Source organism: Rhodococcus sp. PD04, from assembly GCF_035918275.1.
Taxonomy (GTDB): Bacteria; Actinomycetota; Actinomycetes; order Mycobacteriales; family Mycobacteriaceae; genus Rhodococcus; species Rhodococcus rhodochrous.
The window spans coordinates 857,120-868,271 of sequence record NZ_CP142143.1; the positions used below are offsets into that span (position 1 = coordinate 857,120).

The 11,152-nt window shown below is 67.4% G+C and carries 11 protein-coding genes; 8 read left to right on the plus strand and 3 right to left on the minus strand.

Going from position 1 to position 11,152, the window contains the following annotated elements:
* Positions 1 to 55: 55 nt before the first annotated feature.
* Genes U9J23_RS03980 through U9J23_RS04010 form a run of 7 tightly spaced genes read left to right on the plus strand, consistent with a single transcriptional unit; the run spans position 56 to position 7,028 of the window.
* The gene (locus U9J23_RS03980) at positions 56 to 1,243 is read left to right on the plus strand and encodes a cytochrome P450 (protein ID WP_106200598.1); all 1,188 of its coding nucleotides are present in this window, start codon (positions 56 to 58) and stop codon (positions 1,241 to 1,243) included.
* Positions 1,236 to 2,021, plus strand: coding sequence for an SDR family oxidoreductase (locus U9J23_RS03985; RefSeq protein WP_059384227.1), 786 nt, complete (start codon positions 1,236 to 1,238; stop codon positions 2,019 to 2,021). The genes U9J23_RS03980 and U9J23_RS03985 overlap by 8 nt, the downstream gene beginning before the upstream one ends.
* The gene (locus tag U9J23_RS03990; RefSeq protein ID WP_272266872.1) at positions 2,018 to 3,406 is read left to right on the plus strand and encodes a cytochrome P450; all 1,389 of its coding nucleotides are present in this window, start codon (positions 2,018 to 2,020) and stop codon (positions 3,404 to 3,406) included. The genes U9J23_RS03985 and U9J23_RS03990 overlap by 4 nt, the downstream gene beginning before the upstream one ends.
* Positions 3,407 to 3,413: 7 nt before the next feature.
* Complete coding sequence (locus U9J23_RS03995) at positions 3,414 to 3,608, plus strand: ferredoxin (RefSeq protein ID WP_088897856.1); 195 nt, start codon at positions 3,414 to 3,416, stop codon at positions 3,606 to 3,608.
* Between the two features lie 15 nt (positions 3,609 to 3,623).
* The gene (locus U9J23_RS04000; protein WP_016693017.1) at positions 3,624 to 4,175 is read left to right on the plus strand and encodes a nuclear transport factor 2 family protein; all 552 of its coding nucleotides are present in this window, start codon (positions 3,624 to 3,626) and stop codon (positions 4,173 to 4,175) included.
* Positions 4,169 to 5,428, plus strand: a complete 1,260-nt coding sequence (locus U9J23_RS04005) for a hypothetical protein (RefSeq protein WP_059384224.1) — start codon at positions 4,169 to 4,171, stop codon at positions 5,426 to 5,428. Before U9J23_RS04000 ends, U9J23_RS04005 begins: the two co-directional genes overlap by 7 nt.
* Before the next feature lie 22 nt (positions 5,429 to 5,450).
* Complete coding sequence (locus U9J23_RS04010) at positions 5,451 to 7,028, plus strand: GMC oxidoreductase (RefSeq protein ID WP_326601494.1); 1,578 nt, start codon at positions 5,451 to 5,453, stop codon at positions 7,026 to 7,028.
* Positions 7,029 to 7,074: 46 nt separating this feature from the next.
* On the opposite strand, the gene U9J23_RS04015 is transcribed toward U9J23_RS04010, so the two are convergent.
* A complete protein-coding gene (locus U9J23_RS04015) occupies positions 7,075 to 8,538 on the minus strand; it encodes an FAD-dependent oxidoreductase (RefSeq protein ID WP_059384222.1) in 1,464 nt (487 codons plus the stop codon).
* 22 nt (positions 8,539 to 8,560) lie between these two features.
* The gene (locus tag U9J23_RS04020) at positions 8,561 to 9,406 is read right to left on the minus strand and encodes an LLM class F420-dependent oxidoreductase (RefSeq protein WP_059384221.1); all 846 of its coding nucleotides are present in this window, start codon (positions 9,404 to 9,406) and stop codon (positions 8,561 to 8,563) included.
* A gap of 163 nt (positions 9,407 to 9,569) precedes the next feature.
* Here U9J23_RS04020 and U9J23_RS04025 point away from each other — a divergent pair, with 163 nt between their 5' ends.
* Positions 9,570 to 10,253 carry a TetR family transcriptional regulator gene (locus U9J23_RS04025; protein WP_272266861.1) on the plus strand — a complete coding sequence of 228 codons (684 nt, stop codon included), beginning with the start codon at positions 9,570 to 9,572 and terminating at the stop codon, positions 10,251 to 10,253.
* Positions 10,254 to 10,298: 45 nt separating this feature from the next.
* Here the strand turns inward: U9J23_RS04025 and U9J23_RS04030 are convergent, their stop codons facing one another.
* On the minus strand, positions 10,299 to 11,126 hold the full coding sequence (locus U9J23_RS04030; protein ID WP_326601495.1) for a hypothetical protein: 828 nt from the start codon (positions 11,124 to 11,126) through the stop codon (positions 10,299 to 10,301).
* Positions 11,127 to 11,152: the final 26 nt, after the last annotated feature.

Sequence of the window (11,152 nt, forward strand, 5' to 3'; positions counted from 1 at the left end):
GGGCTCCGCGTCGCACGCAGGGCCCGCTTCGCCCGATCCACCGACGCTCGGCCCCGTGATCTTCAACCCGTACGACTACGCCTTCCACGAAGATCCGTATCCCACCTATCGCCGCCTCCGTGAAGAGGCGCCGGTCTACCACAACCCCGACCTCGAGTTCTGGGCTTTGTCCCGTCACGCCGACGTCGTCGCGGCCTTCCGCGACAACACTCGCCTCTCGAGCGCGAACGGTGTCTCGCTCGATCCGTCCGCCTACGGACCCAACGCCCACAAGGTGATGTCCTTCCTCGCGATGGACGACCCGCGGCACATGCGCATGCGCCGCCTCGTCTCCAAAGGATTCACTCCGCGTCGCGTCGCCGACCTCGAGGAACGCATCCTCGAGCTGACGCTGCGCTACCTCGAACCCGCTGTCGGGGCAAGGGAATTCGACTGGATCTCGGAGTTCGCCGGCAAGCTGCCCATGGACGTGATCTCCGAACTCATGGGTGTGCCCGAATCCGACCGCAACGAGATCCGCCGTCTCGCCGACCTCGTCGTCCACCGCGAGGAGGGCGTACTCGACGTGCCGGTCGCCGCGATGGAGGCCTCGTTGCACCTCGTCGGCTACTACGCCGACATGCTCGCCGAACGTCGGAAGAAGGAGACCTCCGACCTCACGTCGGCGCTGCTGGCCGCCGAGATCGACGGCGACCGGCTCACCGACGACGAGATCATCGGCTTCATGTTCCTCATGGTGGTCGCGGGCAACGAGACCACCACGAAACTGCTCGGGAATGCCCTCTACTGGGGCGCGCACAACAAGTCCGAGGTGGCGCAGGTGCTCCGCGACCCCGCTCGTGCACCGCAATGGGTCGAGGAGACCCTCCGCTACGACACCTCGAGTCAGATCGTCGCCCGCACCGCCGTCGCCGACATCGAACTGCACGACGCCACCATCCCGGCCGGTGGGAAGGTCCTGCTGCTCATCGGCTCCGCCAACCGCGACTCCGACGTCTTCGACGCCGCCGACGACTTCCGCATCGGACGCGACAGCTCCCAGAAGATCGCCAGTTTCGGTGGGGGAGTGCACTTCTGTCTCGGCGCACACCTGGCCCGCCTCGAGGCGAACATCGCGCTCGAGCAGTTCTCCCGGCGCGTCGCCGACTACGAGATCGACGAGGACCGTTGTGAACGTGTCCATTCCACCAATGTCCGAGGCTTCGCGGCCCTTCCTGTAGAGGTCACCGAACGACATGCCTAGATTCGAACCCCACCCCGAACGTCGTCCCGCGCTGGTCGCCGGGGCCTCGTCCGGAATCGGTACCGCCACCGCCTACGCGCTCGCCGAGGCCGGACATCCCGTCGCGCTCGGGGCGCGCCGCGTGGAGGAGTGCGCGGCGATCGCGGAGAAGATCCGCGCTGAGGGCGGCGAGGCCTTCGCCCACTTCCTCGACGTGTCGTCCACCGACTCCGTCGACGAATTCGTCACCGCAGCAGAAGAGGCTCTGGGCGCTGCGGAGATCGTCGTCTCGGGAGCGGGCGACATGGATTTCGCGCTGCCCCACGAGATGGACCCCGACCGGTTCGCCTTCCAGGTCAACGTGCACCTGATGGGCACGCAACGCCTGGCCCATCGCGTGCTGCCCGGCATGATCGACCGCAAGCGCGGCGACTTCGTCGTGATCGGATCCGACTGTGCCGTGCTTCCCCGGCCCTGGATGGGTGCCTACAATGCCGCCAAGACCGGCCTCGAAGCGCTCGTCCGCGAGATGCGGATGGAACTCGAGGGCACGGGTGTCCGCGCGTCGGTCGTGCGCCCCGGGCCGACGCAGACCGGTGCCGGTATGACCGCGCCGGCGGAGGTGCTCGAACCGATGCTCGAGGACTGGGGCACATGGGGTTTCGCCCGACATCCCTATTTCCTTCGTGCATCCGACATCGCCGCGGCCGCGCTCTCGGTCGTCTCGGCCCCCCGCGGCGCCCACATCGTGCTCATCGAGGTTCAACCCGAAGCACCCCTGCGGAAGGACAATCCATGACCACACTCGTCGAACCCCGGCGTGTGTCCGGCGGCGAACACGAACACGGCCACCTCGAGGAACTGCGGACCGATCCCATCGCGCTCATGCGCCGGGTGCGCGAGGAGTGCGGCGACGTCGGGGTCTTCCAGCTCGCCGACAAGAAGGTCGTACTCCTTTCCGGCGCGGAGGCCAACGAATTCTTCTTCCGCGCCGCGGACGAGGATCTCGACCAGCAGGCCGCCTATCCCTTCATGAAGCCGGTCTTCGGTGAGGGCGTCGTCTTCGACGCCAGCCCCGAGCGCCGCAAGGAGATGCTGCACAACTCGGCGCTGCGCGGCGAACAGATGCGAGGTCACGCGGCGACCATCGACCGCGAGGTGCAGGACATGGTCGCCGGCTGGGGCGACGAAGGCGAGATCGACCTGCTCGAGTTCTTCGCCGAGCTGACCATCTACACGTCGTCGGCCTGCCTGATCGGCAAGAAGTTCCGCGACCAGCTCGACGGACGATTCGCCCACCTCTACCACGACCTCGAGAAGGGCACCGACGCTCTGGCCTTCGTCGATCCCTACGCGCCGATCGAGAGTTTCCGACGACGTGACGAGGCCCGCCGCGGACTCGTGGCACTCGTGCAGGAGATCATGGACGGGCGCATCGCGAACCCGCCGCAGGGCAAGGAGGACCGCGACATGCTCGACGTCCTCGTCTCCATCAAGGACGAGGACGGCAAGGAACGGTTCAGTGCCGACGAGATCACCGGCATCTTCATCTCGATGATGTTCGCCGGCCACCACACCACCTCGGGCACGGCGGCCTGGGCGCTCATCGAACTGTTGCGCAACCCCGAGTACATGCAGCAGGTCACGGCAGAACTCGACGTCCTGTACTCCGACGGCGAGAGCGTCAGCTTCCATGCACTGCGGCAGATCCCGGTGCTCGAAGCAGTACTCAAGGAGACCTTGCGGCTGCATCCGCCGCTGATCCTGCTCCTTCGGGTCGCGCGCGACGACTTCGAGGTCGCCGGCTATCGGATCTCGGAGGGCGATCTCGTCGGTGCGACACCGGCGATCTCCAACCGCATCCCGGAGGACTTCCCGGATCCCGATGCCTTCGATCCCGGCCGCTACATCGACCCGAACCAGGAGGACATCGTCAACCGGTGGACCTGGATCCCGTTCGGGGCCGGCCGGCACCGCTGTGTGGGAGCGGCGTTCGCGCTCATGCAGCTGAAGGCGATATTCTCGGTTCTGCTGCGCGACTTCGAGTTCGAACTGTCCCAGCCGCCCGGGACCTATCGCAACGACCACTCGAAGATGGTGGTCCAACTCGAACAGCCGTGTGCTGTGCGGTACCGACGACGCACCCGGGCGGCGTCGGACACCGGCACGGCGACGCAGGAGTGAGGTTCGGATGAGGATCGAAGCAGATCTCGATCTGTGTCAGGGACACGCGATGTGCTCGATGGAAGCCCCGGACGTCTTCTCCGTCGCCAAACGGGGTGAGGTGGAGATCCTCCTCGATCCCGTGCCGGAGGAGATGCATGCCGACGTACGAGCAGCTGTGAAGTACTGCCCCACCCAAGCCCTTCGCATCGTCGAAGACTGAGGACCAGGAGACAGGATGGCCACGTTCGATCGTGCCGAGCTCGACGAGATGATCACCCGCTGGGTCGACGCCAACAAGCGCGCCGAGGCCGAAGGCGACTGGAAGCCTTTGGCCGACATGTACACCGAGGACGCCACCTACGGCTGGAACTACGGTCCGAAGGACGAGTTCATGGCCGTGGGCCGCGAGGAGATCCGCGATCTCGCACTGGGCCAGGAGATGGACGGGCTCGAAGGCTGGCAGTACCCCTACCAGCAGTTCGTCGTCGACGAACGCTCCGGCGACGTGATCGGCTTCTGGAAGCAGGTCGCCGACAGGACCCGTGAGAACGGTGAGCACTACTCCGTGCACGGTATCGGCGGGAGCTGGTTCCGGTACGGCGGCAACTTCCAGTGGTCGTGGCAGCGCGACTTCTTCGACTTCGGCAACGTCTCGCACCTGTTCCTCGAGATGATCACGGCGAATGCGCTGTCCGACGGTATGCAGAAGCGGATCGAGCGATCGACGGGGAAGAAGCGGCTTCCCGGCTGGTACCGGGTCGGCGAGTCGCCGGTCCCGTTGTGGTGACCGCTGTGGACACCGGCGGATCGTTCGCCGCGCTCTCCCGCACCGACCTCGCCGTGCTCGTCCCCGAACTGTTGCTGTGCGGTCAGCTCATCGACCGTTCGGGGATGGCACATCTGATCTCGGCGTTCGGTCGGGAGGGCATGGCGGAGGTGGCCATCGAGGAATGGCAGGCGTCCTCGCCGTGGTACACGCGCCGCATGCAGCGTGCCCTGAAGTTCGAGGGCGACGACGTCGTCACCATCTTCAAGGGCATGCAACTCGACATCGGGGCGCCCCCGCAGTTCATGGACTTCCGCTATCGCGTCCACGACCGCGACCACGGCGAGTTCTGGCTCGACCACTGTGGGGCACTGATGGACGTCGAGCCGCTCGGCGACGCCTACGTGACCGCGATGTGCCACGACATCGAGGACCCGACCTTCGACGCCACCGCCCTCGCCACCAATCCGCACGCGAGGGTGCGGCCGATCCATCGGCCGCCCCGCGCGCCGGCCGATCGGCGCCCGCACTGCGCGTGGACGGTCACGATCGACGCGTCGTACGAACCACCGGCTGTCGAACCACACACCGAAGCGCTCGGCCGGACCGCGGCCGTGGCACTCGAGCTGCGTCCGATCGACCGGGACGGTGAAGGGAGACACGACTATTCGGGCCCTCTCCTCGCAGACCTCCGGTTCGACGAGTTCTCGAAGTCGGCCCTGGTACGCATCGCCGAAGAGGTGTGCCTGCAGCATCACCTGCTCGCGCTCGGGTTCCTCATGAGTGTGCGCAAGCGGACCGACGAGCAGTCCGCGATCGAGCTGACCCGTAAGCAGCTCACCGGCATCGCCGGCATCACGTCCGAGCGAATCCGTACCGCGCTGGGACTGCCGCGCTCGTTCGCCGGCCTGGCCGCGGTACTCGACGTGCATCCGCTGCTGGCACCGCACCGGTACGTCGATCGGGTGATCTGTTTCGACGACGACGCGCTGGGTCTCCGGATCAACCGGCGAGGTGGCGCCTTCGACGACGGGTCCTGGCCCACCCTGATCGACCCCGAACACCTCGGTCCGCTCGACGCCCTGGTGCGTGGTGTGGATCCGCACTTCACCACCCGTCTGGTCTCCGAGACCGAAGAGGCTCTGGTCGTCGAGGTGTTCCGTGCCGAATCCCCGGCGAACGAGTGCGACGAGGTTGCCATCACCCGCTTCAGCACGGGTTCGTCCTTCGTCTTCGAGGATCGGGGTATCCCCCTCCCGCTCACGGTTGTCTGACCACGCTCCAGGAGAGCCATTCGTGAATACTGCGCTGTCCCGCCGTACCTTCCTGCGGGGAACCGTCGTCGGCGGTGCGGCTGTTGCCGCGTTGTCGTTGTCCCCGATCCCACGCGCACGCGCCGAGGTCACCGAGGAGCGCCATCGGGCGGTCGTCGTGGGCAGCGGATTCGGCGGTGCGATCACCGCGCTGCATCTCGGCCGGGCCGGTGTGCAGACGCTGGTCCTCGAACGGGGCATCCGCTGGCCCACGGGACCGAACGCCGAGACGTTCCCTCACATGCTGCAACCGGACCGGCGGATGTCGTGGTTGTCGTCCGCCCCGGTGATGACCGGTACTCCGCCGATCCCGACCGAACCGTTCACCGGGCTCATCGAACGGGTTCCGGGGAACGGTATGGACGTCATGTGCGGCGCGGGGGTCGGCGGGAGTTCGCTGGCCTATCACGGCATGACCGTGCAGCCCGACGGGCAGCGATTCTCCGATTCGGTGTCCTCGCGTATCGATTACGAGCTGCTGGCCTCCGACCACTATCGGCGGGTGGCGCGGATGCTGCAGGTCGCGACCATCCCGGACGATCTGCTCGACCACGATCGGTACCGTTCCTCACGCCAATTCCTGGACCGTGCAGGTTCGGAGGGCTACGACACGTTCAGGGTGCCGATGTGCATCGACTGGGACTTCGCGCGACGGGAGCTGACCGGGGAACTGAAACCGTCCTACACGACCGGCGACGTCATCTACGGAGTCAACAACGGCGGTAAGTTCTCGGTCGACGTCACCTATCTCGCCGAAGCCGAACGCACGGGGCACGTCACGGTCGCGCCGCTGCACCGGGTCGACGACATCGAGCGGGCACCGGACGGCACCTGGATCGTGCACGTGGACCGGATCCACACGGACGGAACGGTTCTCGAACGCAAGCGGATCATCACACCGGCGTTGTTTCTCGGCGGCGGATCGGCCGGCACGACCCGTCTTCTCGTGAAGGCGAAGGCGAAGGGACTCGTCCCCGATCTTCCCGACGGCGTCGGAACGGGATGGGGCAACAACGGTGACCGGGTGTTCGCCGTGACGAGTCCGCTCGTCAGCCCCGGCGACCATCAGGGCGGGCCCGCCTGTGTGGGTATGCGCGACTACACCGACCCCGCCGGACCGTTGATGATCGTCACCGGTCCGGTGCCGTTCCCCGTCGATGTGGGAACGACGACGATGATCGGTCTGGGGATCGTCGACGGCCGAGGAGTGTGGCACTACGACGCCGGCCGCGACGATGCGGTCCTGAACTGGGATCAGGCGTACGACCGGGAACTCACCCGCGCGATCGAGGCCCGCATCCGGCGGATCGCGGGACCGGCCTCGATCGTCATCGACGTCAACGCCGTCGACATCAACACTTTCCATCCGCTCGGCGGTGCGCCGTTCGGGGCGGTGTGCGACGACGCCGGTCGCGTGCACGGCCAGTCCGGCTTGTACGTGGTGGACGGCGCAAAGATCCCGGGATCGACCGGAGCGTGCAATCCGTCCATGACGATCGCGGCGCTCGCCGAGTACGGCGCCGACCACATCGTCTCGCGCGACCTGGACCGCGTGTTCTGATCGGGTGGGTGGTTCCGGTGGCCGTGGCCACCGGAACCGTTCCGGCTCAGCCCTTCGCGGCCGACAAACCGGCGCGACGCCCGAAGAAGCTTCCGTCGCCCAGCGACGTGCCGCTCGCATACCCCCACGCGCACACACCCGACGTGCAGCGACCCGCGGCGAACAGGCCGGGGATCGCATCGCCGGACACGTGGAGCACCTCCGAGTTCACCGAGGTGCGCAGACCGCCGAGCGTGAAACCGGCTGTACAGTTGCGGAGGTCGAGCGCGGCGATCGGACTGCCGATGGGCTTGACCCACTCGCTCTTCTTGCCCAGCACCGGATCGCTGCCGTTCTCCGCATGCCTGTTGTAGACCTCGACGGTCGCCTGCAATGTTCCGGCGGGCAGTTCCATGTCGGATTCGAGTTCGGCGACGGTCTCCGCGACCCACTTCGGGCGGAACCGGAAGAAGGGTGTCGAACTCGTTGCCGCACAGCCCTCCTCGTATGCCTGTTCGTCGATGATCAGATACGCCTGGTTGTCGTTCTTCAGCAGCGTCAGCTGGCCGATGCGACCGGGATAGGTGTCCTCGGGGACGTAGCGCTGACCACGGCCGTTGACGAGGATGCCGCGGGCCATCAACTGCGGGTCGCCGAAGAAGGCGACCTCGGTGGCGTCCATGTGCGCGAGATCGGCGCCGAGCGCCTGCGCCATGCGGATCGCGCGGCCGTCGTGCTCTTCGATGGCCGCACCCGGGCGACCGCTGAGCTGCGGCGCGTACGACTCGACCATCTCCTTGTTGTACGCGAAACTGCCGGTCGCGAGGACGACGCCGCGGCGGGCCCGGATGTGGACGTCCTTGCCGTACTGCTTGGCCGCCAGGCCCACGACGCGTCCGTCGCCGTCGACGATCAACCGCTGCACCCGAACGTCGTATTCGGCGCGCACGCCGAGGCTTTCGGCGACCTGTGAGAGCGGCTGCATGAGCATGTACCCGCCGCCCTTCTCGCCGGTACGCTTGTCGGTCATCTGCGGGACGTGGCCGCGCGGGGCGGGCGTCGCGATCTCGTTGAAGGGTGCGGAGTTCTCGCCGCCGGAGTACATCAGCCCGTCGTCGCCGGGGATCTCCCAGCCGGGTTCGCCCCAGAAGCTCTCCTTGAACACCACACCGTTGTCGACGAGCCACTCGTAGTGTTCGACGCTGCCCTCGCAGTACTCGGTGATCTTCGCTTCGTCGGCTCCCGGCCCGAGTGCGGCGAGCATGAACGCCTTCATGTTCTCGGGTGTGTCCTCGAACCCGAGGGCCTTCTGCAGCGGCGTGCCGCCGCCGAGGTAGACGATGCCGCCCGACAGCGAGGCCGCGCCGCCCCACCCGCCGGTCCGCTCGAGCACGAGCACGTCGGCACCCGCGCGGGCGGCCTCGATGGACGCCGAGACGCCGGCGATGCCGTAACCGGCGACGACGACGTCGGCTTCGTGGTCCCAGGTGGAGACGCTGTCGGCGGGGAGGGGGTGGAGATCGGTGCTCATCGGGGTCCGTTCGGGTCGGTGATCAGTGGTCGAGTTTCGAGGCGAGTCTGTCGATGTACGCGACGACGTCGTCCTGGGCGCGGTCGGGCAGTCCGAAGATCACCTCGGTGACCCCGGCGTCCTCCCAGAGTTTCAGTTGTTCGGCGTCGTGACGTCCTGCCAGAGCGAGGATTTCGGGAGTTCCGGTACGACCGGCGTCGGCCCACGCCTTGTGCAGACGGGCGACGTTGTCGACGACGTTGTCCTCCGTGGGTGTGGTGATCCACCCGTCGGCGTGGCGGACGATCCAGCCGAAGTTGCGGTCGGTGGAGCCGGCGCCGAGGAAGATCGGGGGCCGTGGCTGCTGCACGGGTTTCGGCCACGCCCAGCTCGGACCGAACGCGACGAAATCGCCCGCGTAGGAGGCCTCCTCCTCGGTCCACAGCGCCTGCATCGCTTCGAGATATTCGCGCAGGGCAGTGCGCTTCTTCTTCGGCGGTACACCGTGGTCGGCGAGTTCCTCGGCGTTCCAACCGAATCCGACGCCGAAGTGCACGCGGCCACCGGAGAGATGATCGAGGCTCGCGATGGTCTTGGCGAGCGTGATGGGGTCGTGCTCGAGGGGAAGCGCGACGGAGGTGCCCAGCTTGATCGTCGACGTCACCGCGGCTGCGAGGCCCAGTGCAACCCACGGATCGAGGGTGCGCATGTAGCGGTCGTCGGGGAGGGTCTCGTTGCCCGTTCCCGGGTGTGCGGATTCGCGGCGGATCGGGATGTGGGTGTGTTCGGGTACGTAGAAACTGTCGAAACCGCGACTTTCCGCGGTCGAGGCGGCGACATCGGGACGGATTCCCCGGTCGCTCGTGAACAGGGTGATTCCGTGGCGCACAGCAGCCCCTCTCCAGACGGTGACGGAGAAAATGTAACGCGTTCTACATCCGGAGGGAAGAGATTTCCGGACACCTGTCCGGTTATGGCCGGTCGGCGGTACGAAAAGGCAGGCACGCCACGCTGAACTATCCTCGAAACGGGCATGAACGGAAGGTGACGTGATGACGGAGCAGTCGACGACGGAGACCGCGGGCGAGGAGTCGGCGTCGACGCAGACCTCACGACCGGCCCTCGGGTCCACTCGGTCGCCCGGTACAGGCCTGCGGCCGGCGCAGCGGGCGCGATACATGCGGATCATCGCCTCTGCCGAGGAGCTCGCCTCGGAGGGTGGTTACGACGCCGTGCAGATGCGGGCGGTCGCAGATCGATCCGGTGTCGCCCTCGGCACGGTCTACCGGTACTTCCCGTCGAAGAACCACCTGCTCGTCGTGGCGCTCGTACTCGAATTCGAGACCGCCGCCGAGGCTGTGACCACCGCGGAGATCCCGGGCGACAGTGCCGCCGAGCGCCTCATGGGCGTCCTGCGCGGGGTGATGCCGCGTCTGTCCGAGAACCCGCTGCGTTACGACGCGCTGATCCGGGCGGCGATGTTCGCCGACGCGTCCTCGGCACCCGAACTCGACCGTCTCGGTGAGGTGCTCACCCGCTTGTTCGCCCAGGCGTCGGGCATCGACATCGTCACCGAAGAGGTCCTCAACGCCGTGCGGATCATCGCCGACGTGTGGATGTCGGCGCTGGTCGCCTGGGTGGCGGGCCGGCAGTCGGTCGAGGAGGTTCTCGCCCACATGGACACCGCCGTCACGCTCGTGTTCGACCGGCTGAACCGACTGCAGCGGGCGAGCTGACGCCCACCCGCTGCAGTTCGAGTTCGCTCTTCGGTACCGGGTCGATCAGGCGGGCACGTCCACGATGCCGATCGTGGGCAGGAAGAAGCACTGCGCGTCGCCGTTGCGGACGTTGCCGAAGACGGCCGAGAGCACGGTGCCCGACCCCGTCTCGACCGGCGCGACCCGCACGCCACCCAGCGGCAGCGTGTCGGCGATGAAGGTCGTGATCGCCTGCTCGACGATGCCGCGGGCCTGTGCGGGGACGCCGGCCGGGATGGCGCCCGCGGCCGCCTCCTCCGGCGTGCCCATCGGCACGAAACCGCCCTGGAAGGTGTTGACGTTGAACCACGCGAGCTGGATGCCCGAGGTGTCGGCGTCCTCCTCGAGGCCGACCGGGACGAAGGCGAAGAGCGTCTCGGCGGGGGAGGCGACGTTCAGGTTCTCCGACAGGAACGGGATGTCGGAGTTCGGCCACGGCCCGGGTAGGGCGCCTGCAACGGCGGGCACGATGCCCAGCGGCAGGTCGCCGTCGGCTGTGCAGAACGGTGCGCCGGTGGGGTAGAGGAACGGTTCGACGCCGAGGCGACGCAGGAACTCCATGCCGTCCTCGTAGGCGCCGAGCGGGGTCGCTTCGGCCGCGTCGACAGCGCTTCCGCGTGCGTTCGCGATCGCTTCGGCAGCAGCGAGAGTCGTGGGATCGACGCCGGGCAGCGCGCGGAGGGCTTCGAGCGAGCTCACGAGCGGGCTCGTGGCGGGCGCTTCCGCCGGTGCTGCCGGCTCCGCGGGTACGGGCTCGGCGACGGCGACGGCGGGAAGCGCCAGGCCTGCGGCGACGGTCAGGGCTGCGGCGGCCGAGATGCGACGCATCCGATTGCGGTGTCTGCGGCTCATGTGGGGTTCTCCTCCTGTGGGTCGTG

Coding starts and splice junctions, on each gene's coding strand:
- U9J23_RS04000 (WP_016693017.1), top strand. CDS start 3,624: ATGGCCACGTTCGATCGTGCCGAGCTCGACGAGATGATCACCCGCTGG.
- U9J23_RS04025 (WP_272266861.1), top strand. CDS start 9,570: ATGACGGAGCAGTCGACGACGGAGACCGCGGGCGAGGAGTCGGCGTCG.
- U9J23_RS03985 (WP_059384227.1), top strand. CDS start 1,236: ATGCCTAGATTCGAACCCCACCCCGAACGTCGTCCCGCGCTGGTCGCC.
- U9J23_RS03995 (WP_088897856.1), top strand. CDS start 3,414: ATGAGGATCGAAGCAGATCTCGATCTGTGTCAGGGACACGCGATGTGC.
- U9J23_RS04015 (WP_059384222.1), bottom strand. CDS start 8,538: ATGAGCACCGATCTCCACCCCCTCCCCGCCGACAGCGTCTCCACCTGG.
- U9J23_RS04030 (WP_326601495.1), bottom strand. CDS start 11,126: ATGAGCCGCAGACACCGCAATCGGATGCGTCGCATCTCGGCCGCCGCA.
- U9J23_RS03990 (WP_272266872.1), top strand. CDS start 2,018: ATGACCACACTCGTCGAACCCCGGCGTGTGTCCGGCGGCGAACACGAA.